Raw genomic sequence first — 16666 nt, 5'->3', positions numbered from 1 at the left:
CGTTGTAAATTGTTTCAAATATGTATCATCCCTATATTTCAAAGATAGAAAATGCTCTCCGGTCCCATATTAAAGAGCAGGTCGAGAATGGAGAGATTTGGAAGGAAGCCATGCTTCTCCTGCCATACCTGATAATAAGGTTTGAAGGAAGCAGTTATTTCCCCAACAGGCAATGCCTCTGCATCGGTCAGACCACCTTGGACAAATGTTGTCGTATAAGAGACAACCGGATGAATATCGATCAATTCGCACATTTTCTCACGGATGGCCTCATTAAAGTCGAATAGATAGGCCCAACGATTAGGATGGATATTTTCAAAAAAAGGATGGAGATCATCTTCGTAATAGTCAAAGAAGGGTGACTTACCATAAGCGCTCCGCAAGGCATTCCAATGCAGATGACGCCAGTTACCGTGATCACTGATACGGACATCCTTAACGAGACAGTTGCCTGCAGAATGCTCTACAGGCACCGTGAGTGCCTGTACACCATTAGCCGATGCGATGAGACAGCGATTGCGAAGCGTCTGCTTCTGGAAACTCTCCCACCGTTCTATCCACACCTGTTCAGGTTGGCACAGTCGCTGATACCACTGTACTGGCCCGAAGTATGTAGTGGATAATGGCTGTCGGCTATTTGATTCCATCTACAAAACGACCAAGACGATTCCATCGTATACCGCTCAGGCCCCGACGGTCTGGATCGCTCGACCACCAGATGAAGATCGGCTTTCCCACAATATGATCCTCAGGCACAAAGCCCCAATAGCGCGAATCGGCGGAATTGTGGCGATTGTCACCCATCATCCAGTAATAATCAAGCTTAAAGATATAACGTTTTGCCTCCTGTCCGTTAATCAAAATTTTCCCCTCGCGTACCTCAAGGTTATTATTCTCATACACCTTGATAGGTCGCTCATAAATAGGAAGGTTGTCCAGAGTCAGTTCGATGGATTCTCCTTTTTTCGGAATCCAGACGGGTCCGTAATTGTCACGTGTCCAGTGTTTGTTGCCGTTCAGCGGATAGATATCCAGATCGCCCGCCTCTCTATTCAGAGTTATGCTCTCTACGATATCTTTCCGTGCCTGTAAGACCGTGACAGCTTTATTCGTCAGTGGCATATAACCAGCCGTGTTCAAACTCGTCAAATCTTCCATGGAGATACCCAGTTCCTGCATCAAATCGTCGGGAATTCCCTGTCGTAGCTTGACATAGTAGGTGTACTGCACGTTCTCAGGCTCTTTATTAGCTTTCCCGTCGAGATATACAATGCGATCCTTAATCTGGAGTGTTTGTCCAGGCAGTCCCACACAACGCTTCACGTAGTTTTCGCGACGGTCGGCTGGACGTGTAATAATCTCACCATACTCACCCCGGTTATGCCATAACTCGTAACGTCCGGTCTCATAGAGCGTCTCAAAATATCTCATCCGTTCCTCTGCTGTCATAGAGTCAGGGTTAGGACGGTTTGGATAGATCTGGTAGGCGATGCCATAGCACAACTGATAGTAATCTTGCGCCTGCCATTTAGGTGACGAGCAGAGCGTATCGCCGGCAGGGAAATTAAAGACCACGATATCATTCAGTTGCACTTTACCTAAACCTTTTACACGACGGTAGTCCCAATGGGGCCAGTCGAAATAGCTCTTGCACTCCACCACGGGCAAGGTGTGCTGGGTCAGCGGCATCGTCAACGGGGTCTGCGGGATACGGGGTCCGTAGGAGACTTTCGACACAAACAAATAGTCACCCGTCAACAGCGATTTCTCCAAAGAGCTCGATGGTATCACGTAGTTCTGGAAAAAAAACTGATTGATGAAATAAACGGCCACGAGGGCGAACACGAGGTCATCGACCCACGACATGATGAACTTCACGGGCCTCTCAGCTTCCTTCCACCATTGCCACTTGATCTTCTTCGTGATATAGACATCAAAGATAAAAGGTACCACGAGGAGTCCCCACCAACTCTTGACCCAACACAAGAAAAGCAGATAAAGTATCAGTACGACAATAAACTTTGCCCACTGTACCTTAGGATTGAATTCTTTCTTTTTTACCATTATCGATAATAATATTCACACAGGTTTGACGCAATGATATTTCGGCAAGTTGCAACCTATTAATATATTAACCTACGTTTCAAAATTTAAACATATCGCTAATCGTTAGCAAACCCTGATGATCCCTTGTATATTCTGCAGCCAAAACTGCTCCGAGAGCAAAGCCTTTACGATTATGAGCATCATGGGTGATAGTTATCAAGTCTGCCTCAGAATCATAACGGACCGTATGGATGCCTGGTACCTCTCCACGGCGGATATGATCCACACGGAGATACTTCTTGTCTGTCGTATCCTCCTTCCACGCCTCCTTACGATCGATATTTTCCACGATTTCATCAGCTAAGGTGATGGCAGTACCACTAGGATGGTCGAGTTTATGCACATGGTGCGTTTCCTCCATCTCTACATCATACTGCGGGAATTGGTTCATAATCTTGGCCAGATAACGGTTTACGGCTGAGAAGATGGCCACACCAATGCTGAAGTTTGAGGCCCAGAAGAGTGTCTTACCATCGCTGCAGGCCTTACGCACCTCATCGCCATGCTCCTTCATCCAACCCGTAGAGCCGCTGACCACCTTGACACCCTTGGCCCATGCTTTCTGATAATTACCATAGGCTGCCTGAGGAGCCGTGAACTCAATAGCCACGTCAGCCGAAGCGAACTCTGGACTATCGAAGTCCTGTTGGTTATCAATGTCAACAATACTCACAATCTCATGACCACGATCAAGGGCTATCTGTTCAATCATCTTACCCATCTTGCCGTAGCCGATCAAAGCTATTTTCATATTCCCATCTAATTAAAACGCTGCAAAGATAGTGCTTTTCGCTTACAAAACATATGAATTACGACATAAAAAAACAAAAACAGCATTAAAATCACATATCTTAAAAGCACCAAGCAGGATTTTTTCGAAAAGTCCTGCTTGGTGTATGGGAGTACAACAAAGAAAGAAGTATGCCGTGACTACACCCTTCCTTTTTCATTTCAGCAGATGATACATCCCCCCGGCAAGAGAGCGCACCACCCCTTTCATCTCTAGTTGGAATAACAGTCCTGTGAGTTGGCCGATGGAGATGCCTGTCTTCACGCTGAGAGTATTCAATTGTAAATCGTTGATTTTCTGTAGAAGGAAAACAATCTGTTGTTCCTCCGGTGATAGGTCCGGAAAGAGATTCCGTTCAATACCATCGACAGTAGCCTGTCGGCAGTGCGCCTCATCCTGCCAATCCATAGCCATGATAAAATCGTTAGCACAGGTAATCAAAGACGCACCATTATCACGGATGAGATTATTACAGCCCTCGGAACACGGTTGACCAATATTACCAGGAAAAGCAAAGACTCCACGGTTGTAGCTCTGCGCAATTTCACAAGTGATCAACCCCCCGCCTTTGGCGGCACTCTCCACAAGGATCGTCGCATCAGCCATACCTGCCACGATACGGTTACGACGGACGAAATTCGGTTTGTCGGCATTGGTTTGCGTCATGAACTCCGTGAGCAAACCACCATAATCACACATCTGTGCAGCAGTCTCCCTATGTCGGTAGGGATAAATCTGATCGAGGCCATGCGCCAATACGCCGATGGTCTCATAGCCACACTCTAATGCCTGACGATGAGCCATGATATCAATGCCATAGGCGAGTCCACTGACAATGAGCACTTGTGGACAATATCGACGCAGGTCGCTGACAAACCGACGAATAAGATCTTGTCCATAGATGGTTGCCTGCCGGGTGCCCACCATGCTGATGATCCGCATCTGGTTTAGGTCTGCACACCCTTTATAATAGAGAACAAGCGGTGCATCCGGACATTCCGTGAGTCGACGCGGGTAATCATCGTCGGCAAGGGTCAAGGCTCGGATGCCGTGCTCCTGGATCCAGGTCATCTCATGCTCCGCACGTCGCATCGGCTCGTCCCAATCTTTCAGTGCCTCTATCAGTCGAGGCGAACAGTCATCCACTACATCACCTATATCATGGCGATGTTCATAAATCTTCAAGGCACTACCAACCATCCGGTAGAGTTCCAGCGCCTGTTGGTAGTTGAAGTTTGTCAGGCGCGTCAACGCCATGGTGTAAAAAATTTCTTCTTCCATTTTTTAGGTTTATTTTCTCTTCAAATATTCATAGCCAAAGCGGCAGCGGAGACAGTCTTTCCTGTCGCAATATGCCTTCTTCAGTTGAATAAGGGCCTGTGAATCACCGGCCGTCTCAACAGGTAATCCTACTTGCTGCCACATCCGAATGATATAATTGTTCTCTGCCTTCAACTGTTCTAAAAAGTCGAAGGCACGATTACAGAGAGCCTTCTTCGAACTATGACGGCCATAGGCGAATAGCATGGGGATGGCGGTATTGATCATCAACAGATTCAGTGATCCATAGGCGAGGTGTTTCTCGTTGCGACTACTGACAGACCCAAAAGTGTAGTGTGTTTCCCAATATGGGGTGACTTGTGAGCTGAGTTGTTCCATCAGTTGTTCGACAGTCTCGCATGTTACGAGTTGCTCCAAACCTGTCTTCTGTTGGTAATAGAGGTTTGCCAACTGGGATAGGCGGATATGCGGGAAGTTTTGAGGGCGAAGCCTGAGGAAGCGCCAGAGACGGAAATCCATTGGCTGCATGGAGAATTTATGAGCCAAATAGAGATACTCATTACGCAGCTTGGAGAAATATCCCTCGTTGAGCGCTTCTTTCTGATAATAGTCGGGGATTGCCTCTAGTTCCAACAGACCTGCCTGTCCCAAAAAGATTGCCTCGATTTGAAAAAGATTATCGCAGTGATGGGCGACGGTGCCGTGTGGAATATGCTGTGCCCACCGCTCAAATACATCTCCATTGATACCAAAGCCGTAGTTTCTAGCCAAGGTCATAAAATAAGCGTCCTCCCATGAGCCGTCACACAGCTCCACACGTTGTCGTATGGCTTCCGTTTTCTGTTCCAAGCGTTCTGTCTGGAGTGCCGCCATCCACGCATGGACAGTCAATCGCGTCAGTTCTGGAATCACCTTGTAACAGGGCGGATAGCTATCGGTCTTCAGCAATTCCGTATAATGTGCCTTGACGACATCGGGAACGTCGAGTTGCATCTGTCGGACAAACTCCCCATGGGTGTTCATCACCTCCGCGTCAAGCACCCCCGCCACATGTAGAATAACATTATCGTAACGTTGATCCTTGTCGTGACCATGGACATACCAGTCGGACGACTTATCGTGGATCTCCACATTTCCCACCCATAGTGTCCGTCCTATCCTCACCTTCGCATTAAAAAAATCTGGGCCTGCGTTATGGTTGTGCAGTCCAGGGTCAATTACTTCGACGGTCTGACCGTCGCTTGTCAACAGTTCCTTCAACGGGAACAGCCTATGATTCCACACATAATGAAGCAGTTGTTCCATAGTGTCAATTTAAGATTTGTAATTAGTTGTGCAAAGATAACAAATGGAATCCGAATCTCCAAGAAAAAACGAAAAATTTGATTGTTTTACATTAATTTCATTCTTATCTGTCTAAAGCCATAAATATTTTTGTATCTTTGCAACCAAGATGAAGATTGGAAATGTGGAATTTGGTCCTCGCCCAGTGTTCTTGGCTCCTATGGAGGACGTGACGGATATCGGTTTCCGACTGTTGTGCAAGCGGTTTGGGGCTTCCATGGTATATACGGAGTTCGTGAGTGCCGAGGCACTAATCCGCGACGTAAAATCGACCATTCAGAAATTGACTATCAGTGACGAAGAACGCCCCGTAGGTATCCAAATCTACGGTCGAGATGTCGACGCCATGGTAGAAGCCGCCCAAATCGTGGAACAGGCAGGTCCCAATGTGATTGACCTGAATTTCGGTTGTCCGGTAAAGAAAGTCGCAGGCAAGGGTGCTGGGGCAGGAATGCTACAGAATATTCCGAAAATGTTGGAGATTACCCGGAAGGTGGTGGATGCCGTGAAGTTGCCCGTGACAGTGAAGACTCGGCTAGGTTGGAATCATGAACAACTGATTATCACCGAACTAGCGGAACAACTGCAGGACTGCGGTATCCAAGCGCTGACCATCCATGGTCGCACACGTTCACAAATGTATACGGGCAGTGCCGACTGGACCCTTATCGGATCCGTGAAGCGCAACCCTAGAATTCATATTCCCATTATCGGCAATGGTGATATCACCTCACCACAAGAAGCACAGAAAGCTTTTGAGGACTTTGGTGTCGATGCCATCATGATTGGCAGGGCTACTTTTGGACGCCCTTGGATCTTCAAAGAGGTACGCGACGTATTGGACAACTGCAACACCATTCCCCTTGACTTCAACCAAAAACTCGACATCCTGGAAGAATTGTTGCACATTAACGTTGAGCGTATCGACGAGAAGCGCGGCATCCTTCACACTAGAAGACATCTAGCCGCCACGCCAATCTTCAAAGGTATTCCTGACTTCCGACAGACACGTATCGCCATGTTACGCGCAGAAACGACCGACGAGTTGCTGCAGATACTTGAAGACACGAGAACCCTTCTCGGGTCAACATTATAAACCCTAAAAATGTATTATCACATGAAGAAAATTAGTTTGAAAGTAATGGCATGCCTCATGGCTGGTAGTCTTCTATCCAGTTCATGCATCGGCTCTTTCAGTTTATTCAACAAGTACGCCCACTGGCAAAAAACCATGACTAGCAACAAGTATGTGAACGCAATTGTAGGTTTCTTCCTGATGCCTATCGTAGGCGGTATCACATTATTTGTCGATGCCGTTGTCCTCAACACGATCGAGTTCTGGAGCGGTGACAACCCCATGGCCTCAAACATTGGTAAGACCCGGAATGTACTTGGTGAAGACGGCAAGTTCTATGCTGTAAAGACCTTGAAGAACGGCTATGAGGTGACGGCTCCTGATGGAGAGGTGACCCTGCTGACCTATGACAAGGCTTCCAACAGTTGGGCAATCTCCCAAAATGGCGTCACAAAAGAGTTGTTCCGCTTCAACGCCGATGGTCAGAGTATCAGTATAGACGTGAACGGGGAACAAAAGAACTTCACGCTGAATAAACAAGGTGTTTTCGAAGCACAGATGACCGCTAACGATGGTCTGTTCTTTGCTCAGCGCTAAGCGTCAAAACCAGTTCATCAATGAACTCAAAAAGGCAGTCAATTCGGCTGCCATTTTTTGATGCTGCAAGAGGCTTGGATGCCAATCGCTACCATAGCCGAGGTCACCCGTCTGCGGGGTGAAATCAAAGCGGTACAATTGCATGTCACCACTCTTTCGCGCCTCGACTGTCACCTCATCAAGTAGCTGGCGAGCAATCTCCAATTCCTTCCCGTCAAGCATAGAACCGCAAAGGAACACAATCTTAGCCTTAGGATTATGTTGTCGAACCTTTGTAAGTAGCCTATGGTAGCCCTGCTTCAGCAGCGTTGTGTCATAGTTATTAGTCGAGAGATCATTGGTACCGAGATTGATGCATATCACATCAGGACGGCAACGGGAAAAATCCCATCTTTCCCCATCAATGCCACCGTTCTTCCGTAAATCTGACTTCAACGCATAGCCGGTATACTCATACTGTACTGGCATATTTGAATCGGGCGTGCCTGCTCTTGGACCACCATAATTCCGATAGGCTCCGATACCGCTACGTGCCACCACCCAATGTTGCGCGTCAAGAGTTCGCGCCGTCAAAGAAGCATATGAATAATAATGATTCTCTGTTTCATACTCGAAATGTTCACGCTCACTCTCTCCCTCAATACCATAACCACAAGTAATTGAATTACCGATGAATTCTATCTTTCTTTCCGGTAGAGCCGGTGCCTTGAGAAGGCGGCATCCCGGATCAATCACAAAGCCCCAAAACTCAGGGTAGAGTTCGTAGCCTTCGATGGCATACATCAAACGGACGGTATGTTGAGCATTGGGCAGTGCCGTTGCCAGCGTCACTACTGAGTCTTTCTTACCCATGAACGAGACCTTGAACGGTTCCGCCTGATCGATCTGTGCCATAAAATAGCCACTGCCCGGCTTTGCCTTCATCTTCAACGACGTACCTTCAAAGGATGCCGTGATCTGAATACCAGGATAGTTGAATGCTGGACGCTCCGGATTAGCAAAACATATACGCCCCACATACTGGATATGTGGGTCAGCAGGACTCACGACTGTTTCCTGAAGAGAAGCCGTCGTAGCAATGACGCCCTGGCAGACAATAGTCAGCAGCGCCACGAATAATTGTTTTCTCATCTTTTGTATGTTTTATTAGTAATGGCTACAGTTAGGGACATGTGTATTGCGTCTGCAAATATACAAATTATAATCTTAAATCTGCATGATTCTGAAGAAGAACTTAAAAATCAGTTCGAAAAGGATTCTTTCTATCGAAAAAGCAAAGAAAAAAACGTTTTTTCTTTGCTTTTCAATCACTTCTTCGTATCTTTGCCGCCAAAGAACCATATTATTAATATTATGACAGTACTAATTATTATCATCGTTTTGGCGGTTATCGTCATTGGTTATTTTATCTCTACCCAGCGCACGCTGGTTGGTCTTGATGAATTGTGCAAAAATGCCCTCAGTCAGATTGAGGTACAACTTAACTCCCGTTTCGACGCGGTGATTGCTCTGGCAAAGACGGCAGCACAGTATGCTAAGCATGAATCGGAAACCATTATCCAAGCTGTTCAAGCCCGTGGCGGTAATAGTGGAGCAACTGCCAACACACCTGCCGCTATCAACGAACAGGCCAACTTGCTCGGAGAAATGATGGGTAAGTTGAATGTGGTATTTGAACGCTATCCAGAACTGAAAGCCAGTGACCTCTACAACGAGGCTCAGCAAGGCATGAAGCAATATGAGGAGAATGTACGTATGTCACGCATGATCTACAACGACACAGCCACAAAGATGAACCGCATGGTGCGCCAGTGGCCGTCTAGTATCGTCGCCTCCATGCTTCATTTCGACCAGAAAGAATACCTGAAAGTCGACGAAGAGCAAAAGAAGAGCTATCCTAATCTCGATGAAGCATTTAAGAAGTAAAAGAATAAAAAGGTAAAAACGTAAAGACGAAAATGAATTTCTCTCCATTATTTAAAAAGGTAATTATTGTTTTACCCTTTTACCTTTTTACCTTTTTTTCTTTAAGCGCCCGCCCTCAGCTTCACGACCTGAGCATCTGCGTGATACTGAGCAAGAACGGTGATGCCCATATCACCGAGACCCGCCAGATGAGCATCGAGTCTGAGGGGACTGAGTGTTATATCATTGTCGGTCATCTGAACGGCAGTGAGATACGTGATCTGCAGGTAACTGACGAGACCGGAGCAAAATACACTAATATAGGTGACTGGGATACCGAACAAAGCCGTAGTTGGAAAGCCGGGAAATGCGGTATTGTCACTAAACACGACGGTTACGAACTTTGTTGGGGACTCGGTGAGAGCGGCAGTCGTACCTATACGACGAGCTACACCGTCAGCCAACTGTTGAGAGGCTTCAGCGATGCCGACGGGTTTAATTATACGTTCGTGGCACAGGGAATATCACCCTATCCCAACCATGTTAAGTTGATTATACAAGCAGAAAACGGCCTGTCTTTCAGTGCCGAGAACGCAGGCATCTGGGGCTTCCGTTATCAAGGCGAAGTGCGTTTCGACAATAACCAAATCGTGGCAGAGACCAGTGAGCCATTCGGCAGTAATAGTGCAATGATTGTCATGGCACGTTTCAACAAAGGACTGTTCGAACCTGCCATCGTTAACGACGGCAGTTTTGAAGAGCTCAAGGAGCGTGCCTTCGAGGGTAGTGATTATAACAGTGATGACGAGTGGACGATGGAAGACACCATTATCTTTGTCGTCTTTGTCCTTAGTTTCTTGGTTGTGCCTATCCTCGGCGGTCTTTGGTACCTCTTTTATGTTTGGCGCGCACGCAAAAAAGCATTCAAGGATCTACTCTGGTATCGCGATATCCCCTTGAAGGGGAACCTCCAGCAAGCTAACGATATGCTGAACGCTTACCGGTATTTCGGTACCGACTACAACAACCTGCTTTCAGCCTGCATCCTGAAGCTTATCAACATGGGCGCCATCAGTATCGAACAGAGTCTGAATGCCAAAGGAAAGAGCGTTCAGAATTTCGTCATTCACGAGTTGAAGCACTACGACCAGCAACCACTCCTACTGCGGAAGGTACACCAAATCTTCAAGATGGCGGCAGGCAAAGACACAGTCCTCGAGCCGAGAGAGTTGAAATCGTTCATGAAAAGCAGCTATAACGAGAGCCTCACCGACTCGTTTATCAATACCCTGCATACGAAGACAAATATCAGAGCCTATAAAAAGCGATCTGACAAAGTACGACAAGTATTCGGACTGAAGAAATTCCTCAAGGAATTCTCACTGCTTGACGAGCGCCATGTGCAAGAGGTATCGCTGTGGAAAGACTATATGATATTTGCTACGCTCTTCGGCATTGCCGACCAGGTAATCAAAGACATGAAGAAGATCAACCCTGAATACTTCAATATGGATCAGGTGGCTGGTCAGATGGCCGACGACATGACCCTACCATTGATCTACTCAACGATGCACTCCAGTACCACCCGTGCTGCCATGAGCAAGGCCGAACGGGAGGCCCGCGCCGCGGGAGGCGGTGGTCATGCCTCATGGGGCGGAGGCGGAGGCTCTTCCGGAGGAGGTTTCGGCGGAGGCATCAGATAAACGAAGAAGTGTCAGACAGTCAGTCTGGCATTTTTCGTTCATCCCATTTCTGGAAAAGACCTGCCAGAATGGTACCGCTGACGCTATGCCAAGCACAAGAAATGGCACAGGGCAGGATGGAGAGTGGCTGTACAGCAAAGAACGTGCTGGCCAGTACCGTGGCAAGGCCAGCATTCTGCATGCCAACCTCAATGGAGATTGTCCGTTTCTTGGCTGTATTGAACTTGGCCAGGTAGCCCGAGGTCCATCCCAACAGATAACCCAATGAGTTATGGCAGAACACCACAGCAAAGGTCCATATAAAAAGTAACAGTCCGCGGGCAATCAAGGCATCGTGAACCGTAGAGATGACACCGCCGACGATACAGGCAAGACAGATAACACTCACCCCGGGCATTAGTGACTGGACGGTCGGGAAACTCTTCCGATGAGAATAGGTATAGTTCAGGAAGCAACCGATTCCAACGGGAATAATCGTCACAATTAAGATATTCAAGAACATCCCAATGGCATCAATTTCAATGATTGCTCCGGCTGTCAGCTCCATCAATAAAGGGGTCATTACCGGCGCTAATAATGTAGAGGCACAAGTCATACCTACCGAGAAAGCCACATCGCCATGACAGAGATACGACATAATATTACTCGACACCCCACCCGGACAGCAACCTACAAGTAGAATACCTAATGCTAGCGCCGGTTCCAGACGGAATACGCGCACCAACAACCATGCCACACAAGGCATAATCAGGAATTGTGCACAGGCACCGACAAGGATATCCAACGGGCGCCGGGCAAGTATCCTAAAGTCGTCGGTGGTCAGTGTCAAACCCATCGTCAGCATAATCATACCGAGGATTATCGTCTGGGTATTCCCTCTCACCCATCCAAACACACCCGGTATCAAAAAGGTGAATACAGCTACTGCAATTATGAAGAAAGAGGCATTGGAAGCCAGCCAACGACTTGTCTGCTGTAAAATCTTAAGCATATCATTCTGTATTAATTCATTTCAATAGGCAAAATTAGGAAAAGTCGGAAACATGACAAAAGAAAAGAATCTCTTTTTTGTTGAGGCAGCGTGATTTTGGCGAATCGGGAAAGTCTTTGTACATGGTATTTGTGAGCTGTATGGCATAAAGGTTATTATTTGGCGCGGTCAACCTAAAATTGTGATAACACATCCGCAAAAAACACAAGTAAAATAACATGGTTTGCGGATTATTTTGTACTTTTGCAAGCGATAGCAAGTGATTCATATGATGGACGAGGATTTTGACATACGCGAAGAACGGTTCTCCCAAGGCGAGAAAGACTTCGAGAACGCGCTGCGCCCTCTAAGTTTCTCTGACTTCAGTGGCCAGAAAAAGGTCGTGGAGAATCTGGAAGTGTTTGTCGAGGCCGCCAAATACCGTGGCGAACCCCTTGACCATACCTTGCTGCACGGCCCTCCCGGATTGGGCAAGACCACCCTCAGCAACATCATCGCCAACGAGTTAGGTGTGGGCTTCAAGATTACATCTGGTCCAGTATTGGACAAGCCAGGTGATCTCGCTGGAATTCTCACCTCTCTGGAGAAGAATGACGTACTCTTCATTGATGAGATCCACCGTTTGTCACCCGTCGTAGAGGAATACCTTTATTCAGCCATGGAGGACTACCGCATTGATATCATGATCGACAAGGGACCGTCAGCTCGTTCGATTCAAATAGATCTAAACCCTTTCACACTCGTTGGCGCCACGACTCGTAGTGGTCTGCTGACAGCTCCTCTCCGTGCCCGTTTCGGCATCAATATGCACTTGGAGTATTACGACCCAGAAACCCTACAAGCAATTATCGAACGCTCGGCTAGTATCCTTGGTGTACCCATTACAGAAGATGCGGCCCTAGAGATCGCAGGTCGCAGTCGTGGTACGCCCCGTATCGCTAACGCTCTGTTGCGCCGTGTACGGGACTTCGCCCAAGTAAAAGGAAACGGAAAGATTGACACGAAGATCTCGAAGGTGGCTCTGACGGCCTTGAATATCGACCAATACGGTCTCGATGAAATCGACAATAAGATTCTGCTTACTATCATCGATAAATTCCGTGGCGGCCCCGTCGGCATCACGACGATTGCTACAGCCATCGGTGAAGATGCAGGTACTGTCGAGGAAGTGTATGAACCATTCCTCATCATGGAAGGTTTCATCAAACGTACTCCGCGGGGGCGTATGGTGACAGAATTAGCTTACCGCCATTTCGGGCGTAATCCTTATGGTGGAAACATTATGGAACCCAATTTGTTTGAATAATTAATCGTTGACAGTGATGAAAATAGGAGTATTTGTCGGGAGTTTCGACCCGTTTACGATTGGTCACGATTCTATCGTGCGTCGGGCTTTACCGCTATTCGACCGTCTGGTCATCGGTGTGGTGGGCGACAACGTGCACAAGCCCAGTATGCGGGCAGCAGAAGAACGGATGAAGGTCATTCAAGATCTCTATGCCGACGACCAGCGTGTAGTAGTAAAGCCGTTCCACGGTCTGGCCATGGACTTTGCTAAGGCCGAAAATGCCCGTTTCATCGTGAAAGGTGTCCGTACCGTCAGCGATTTCGAGTATGAGCAGTGGCAGGCAGACTTCAACCGTAAGTTGGGAGGTATTGAGACTATTCTTCTCTATACAGAACCCGAGTTGTCCAGTGTTTCGTCAAGTGCTCTCCGAGAGTTGTCACACTTTGGTGTGGACATTAGTTCCTACCTGCCAAAGAAATAGTTTTTCACCATATTAGAATTGTACTGATATGATTACGTATAGTACTGAAGGGGTGAAGTTCCCCAATATCAAAAAACGTGAAACATCCGCATGGATTCGTCGGGTAGCAGAGTCGTATGGAAAAAAAGTCGGTGAAATCGGCTATTTATTTGTCGATGATGAGAAGATTCTAGAGGTGAACAATGAATACCTCGGTCACGACTACTACACCGACATCATCACCTTCGACTACACCGAGGGGGATACACTAAACGGTGATTTAGTCATCTCACTCGATACAGTCTTCACCAATGCCAATAAGTTTAACAAGTCCTATGATGAAGAGTTACATCGAGTGATTATTCATGGAATTCTTCACCTCTGTGGCCTTAATGACAAGGGGCCCGGCGAACGAGAAATCATGGAGGCTGCAGAAGATAAAGCGTTGGACATGCAATAAGAAATATCCCCCACAATCGTGGGGGATATTTTTCTTCTTAGGATTTATTTGACAACGAAATCGATACTCTGCAGATCCTTGTCGAGCGACGAGGTGCCATAGAGTATCTGATAACGACCAGCACGGGTGGACAGTTCGTCAATACTCTCATCATAGTACTCGAAAGCCTCACCGTCGAGCGAAATTGTTGCAGCTTTCGTCTCACCAGCCTTCAAGGACAGTTTCTGGAAACCCTTCAGAGCCTTGATGGGTGCGCCAGCATCATCGAGTGCCTTCACATAGACTTGAAGGGTCTCCGTACCCTCACGTTTACCCGTATTGGTAACGGGTACTGTCAACGTCACCTGACCGTTCTTCTTCATCGCTTTCTTCGACAGTTTTCCTTGTCCAACAACAAAGGTGGTATAGCTTAGGCCATATCCAAAGGCATACTGAGGCACACCTGTAAAGTAACGATAGGTTCGGTTTTTCATCGAGTAATCAAGGAAATCTGGAAGATCGCTATTTGAGCGATAGAACGTAACGGGCAGTTTACCGCCAGGGTTATAGTCGCCAAAGAGAATCTCAGCCAGAGCTTTCGCTCCACCCTGACCAGCATACCAGGCCTGCAACAGGGCATCGTACTCGCCTTCGACACTACCAAAGGCAATGGCAGAACCAGAGCAATTCACGAAGATTACCGGACGCCCCGTCTGATGCATTGCCTTCATGAGCATCTGTTGTACCTTTGGCAATTCTATATCCTGCTTGTCGCCGCCTTCACCCTCCATCTGAGCAGAGATACCTCCGATGATGATGATCGCATCAGCATCTTTCACCTCATTGGCCAGAGCCGTGAAGTCTACAAGGTTACGCTCGCAGATATCACCACGCAGCATCGCAAACTGCCCATTACCATGACGATATTCAATCACGATATCATAGGTCTTACCCTCTTCCACAGGGAAAGACTTGTATTCAGTGCGACGGCCGAAGAAGCCGCGGAAGCCAGCCGGTTTTGCATCTTCTATAACCTCGTCATTCACCTTCAGCAAATACCCATTGTCTGTCATCAGCGTGTATTTCATCTCACCTGTAAAGGTAGCAGTATAACGACCACTGACACGTACAGAGAGCGTGTCGCGATTGACTCCCTGCGCAAATCCCCAGGCGCCGAACGTCGAGAAGTTCAACTCATTGTAGTAATCGATCTTGGCAGGTTGCCCACTCAGATCTTTATTATTATAGAACTCTACAAGAGCGCCCTTTCCATCATTAAAATCCTGCAGATGGTGGATAGTTTCATACTCATCGTTTAGTTCACAAGCTTTCTGATAGATAACCTTGGCACCAGGAACAGCCGCCTTGATGCCAGCCAAGAGAGACTGCTTATGATTCTCAGTAGGTGTCCCACCATAGTTACCGTTTAATAGTTCTACATCATCGGCATTGGGACCTACTACGGCAATGGTCTTAATACCCTTCGACAGCGGTAGCACAGCACCCTTGTTCTCCAACAATACCATCGACTCACGAGCAGCTTGAACAGCCATATCATGATTTGCCTCACTGCTGATAATCTCAGGACCTAGTCGTGCCCAAGGCAGTCTGTCGGCAGGATCGAACATGCCGAGTTCAAAACGGCCTTTCAGTGTCTTACGCAGATGTTCGTCTAGATCACTCTCTTTGACAAGACCCTTCTTTAGGCCTTCCGTAAGCGACATAAAGACCTTACCACACTCCAGGTCCGTACCATTCAGCACGGCATCGACAGAGGCAGACAATGGGTCCTTGTGAGTCTCGTGCTGACCACGGTTATAGAAATTGTTAATGGCATCGCAATCGGTAACGACGATACCATCATAGCCCCACTTATTACGCAAGATATCTATCAACAGACGGTCACTCGTACAACAGGGTTTCCCCTCAAAACGCTGATAGGCACACATCACCTCACGCACATTTCCCTTCTTCACCAGAGCCTTAAATGCAGGCAGATAGGTTTCCCAAAGGTCACGGTTCGTAGGTTCCACGTTCATCGAGTGTCTGAGTGGTTCCGGACCACTGTGTACAGCATAATGTTTGGCACAAGCATGAGTCTTGAAATAATATGGATCATTACCTTGCATTCCCAGTACGGTCTGTACACCGAAAACGGCATTCAGATAAGGGTCCTCACCACAGGTCTCCTGACCACGTCCCCACCGCGGATCACGGAAGATATTCACATTTGGACACCAATAGGTCAGCTCAGGATTCCCCGGATAGTATGTGACCCCCATCGGTACGTTAAAGATGTTGTGATCGGAACGGTTCCAATTAGCACGAGCCTCATCACTCACCTGCGAGAACACATCATAGAACAGTTGTGCATTAAAGGCTGCCGCCATTCCGATAGGTTGCGGATAAACGGTGTAACCACCTTGGCGCACACCATGGCAGGCCTCATTCCACCAGTTGTACGACGGGATACCAAGTCGGTCGACAGAGACAGACTTATTCATCATCAGTCCAACCTTCTCCTCAGGGGTCAACATCTGCAATAAACTCTCCACACGCTGTTCAATTGGCACGTCTGGGTTCTGCCACGGATATTTCGTCTGGGCATAAACATGGGATAGCGGCAAGCAACTAGATGCCAGTCCCATCCACATAACAAAAGTAATGATTCTTTTTTTACTCATAAG

The 16666-nt window shown here is 47.5% G+C and carries 15 protein-coding genes; 7 read left to right on the top strand and 8 right to left on the bottom strand.

The features are described from left to right. Nucleotides 1-38: 38 nt before the first annotated feature. The 5 genes from BLU99_RS06350 to BLU99_RS06330 form a co-directional block, all read right to left on the bottom strand. Nucleotides 39-647: a WbqC family protein gene (locus BLU99_RS06350; protein WP_091900340.1), complete on the bottom strand. Its 609-nt coding sequence runs from the start codon at nt 645-647 to the stop codon at nt 39-41. Continuing rightward, complete coding sequence (lepB, locus tag BLU99_RS06345; protein ID WP_091900339.1) at nt 634-2064, bottom strand: signal peptidase I; 1431 nt, start codon at nt 2062-2064, stop codon at nt 634-636. The genes BLU99_RS06350 and lepB overlap by 14 nt, the downstream gene beginning before the upstream one ends. A 79-nt stretch (nt 2065-2143) precedes the next feature. Further along, nucleotides 2144-2857: a 4-hydroxy-tetrahydrodipicolinate reductase gene (gene dapB, locus BLU99_RS06340; RefSeq protein ID WP_091900338.1), complete on the bottom strand. Its 714-nt coding sequence runs from the start codon at nt 2855-2857 to the stop codon at nt 2144-2146. A gap of 195 nt (nt 2858-3052) precedes the next feature. Beyond that, nucleotides 3053-4177, bottom strand: a complete 1125-nt coding sequence (gene dprA, locus BLU99_RS06335; protein WP_091900337.1) for a DNA-processing protein DprA — start codon at nt 4175-4177, stop codon at nt 3053-3055. A gap of 9 nt (nt 4178-4186) precedes the next feature. Beyond that, entirely contained in the window at nt 4187-5482 is a 1296-nt protein-coding gene (locus tag BLU99_RS06330) for a DUF2851 family protein (RefSeq protein ID WP_091900336.1), read from the bottom strand. 148 nt (nt 5483-5630) lie between these two features. On the opposite strand from BLU99_RS06330, the gene dusB reads away from it, so the two are divergent. Both dusB and BLU99_RS06320 read left to right on the top strand, forming a co-directional pair. Beyond that, entirely contained in the window at nt 5631-6617 is a 987-nt protein-coding gene (dusB, locus tag BLU99_RS06325) for a tRNA dihydrouridine synthase DusB (RefSeq protein WP_091900335.1), read from the top strand. A gap of 21 nt (nt 6618-6638) precedes the next feature. Further along, complete coding sequence (locus BLU99_RS06320; protein ID WP_091900334.1) at nt 6639-7193, top strand: DUF3332 domain-containing protein; 555 nt, start codon at nt 6639-6641, stop codon at nt 7191-7193. Nucleotides 7194-7196: 3 nt separating this feature from the next. Here BLU99_RS06320 and BLU99_RS06315 read toward each other — a convergent pair whose 3' ends face one another. After that, on the bottom strand, nt 7197-8324 hold the full coding sequence (locus BLU99_RS06315; protein ID WP_091900333.1) for an SGNH/GDSL hydrolase family protein: 1128 nt from the start codon (nt 8322-8324) through the stop codon (nt 7197-7199). Nucleotides 8325-8546: 222 nt separating this feature from the next. On the opposite strand from BLU99_RS06315, the gene BLU99_RS06310 reads away from it, so the two are divergent. Together BLU99_RS06310 and BLU99_RS06305 are read left to right on the top strand one after the other, a co-directional pair. Then, the gene (locus BLU99_RS06310; protein WP_176771066.1) at nt 8547-9119 is read left to right on the top strand and encodes a LemA family protein; all 573 of its coding nucleotides are present in this window, start codon (nt 8547-8549) and stop codon (nt 9117-9119) included. A gap of 140 nt (nt 9120-9259) precedes the next feature. Beyond that, the gene (locus BLU99_RS06305) at nt 9260-10801 is read left to right on the top strand and encodes a DUF2207 family protein (RefSeq protein ID WP_176771065.1); all 1542 of its coding nucleotides are present in this window, start codon (nt 9260-9262) and stop codon (nt 10799-10801) included. 19 nt (nt 10802-10820) lie between these two features. Here the strand turns inward: BLU99_RS06305 and BLU99_RS06300 are convergent, their stop codons facing one another. Further along, nucleotides 10821-11792: a bile acid:sodium symporter family protein gene (locus tag BLU99_RS06300; RefSeq protein WP_091900330.1), complete on the bottom strand. Its 972-nt coding sequence runs from the start codon at nt 11790-11792 to the stop codon at nt 10821-10823. Nucleotides 11793-12063: 271 nt separating this feature from the next. On the opposite strand from BLU99_RS06300, the gene ruvB reads away from it, so the two are divergent. Genes ruvB through ybeY form a run of 3 tightly spaced genes read left to right on the top strand, consistent with a single transcriptional unit; the run spans nt 12064 to nt 14000 of the window. Further along, complete coding sequence (gene ruvB / locus BLU99_RS06295) at nt 12064-13098, top strand: Holliday junction branch migration DNA helicase RuvB (protein ID WP_091900413.1); 1035 nt, start codon at nt 12064-12066, stop codon at nt 13096-13098. 16 nt (nt 13099-13114) lie between these two features. Beyond that, nucleotides 13115-13561, top strand: a complete 447-nt coding sequence (gene coaD, locus BLU99_RS06290) for a pantetheine-phosphate adenylyltransferase (protein ID WP_091900329.1) — start codon at nt 13115-13117, stop codon at nt 13559-13561. Nucleotides 13562-13589: 28 nt separating this feature from the next. Further along, complete coding sequence (gene ybeY, locus BLU99_RS06285; protein ID WP_091900328.1) at nt 13590-14000, top strand: rRNA maturation RNase YbeY; 411 nt, start codon at nt 13590-13592, stop codon at nt 13998-14000. A gap of 44 nt (nt 14001-14044) precedes the next feature. On the opposite strand, the gene BLU99_RS06280 is transcribed toward ybeY, so the two are convergent. Continuing rightward, nucleotides 14045-16663, bottom strand: a complete 2619-nt coding sequence (locus BLU99_RS06280; protein ID WP_091900327.1) for a glycoside hydrolase family 3 C-terminal domain-containing protein — start codon at nt 16661-16663, stop codon at nt 14045-14047. Nucleotides 16664-16666 lie beyond the last annotated feature (3 nt).

Source organism: Prevotella sp. lc2012 (genome assembly GCF_900107065.1).
Taxonomy (GTDB): domain Bacteria; phylum Bacteroidota; class Bacteroidia; order Bacteroidales; family Bacteroidaceae; genus Prevotella.
The sequence above is the reverse complement of the archived record's forward strand: the minus strand, read 5'-3'. Positions and strand labels throughout refer to the sequence as shown.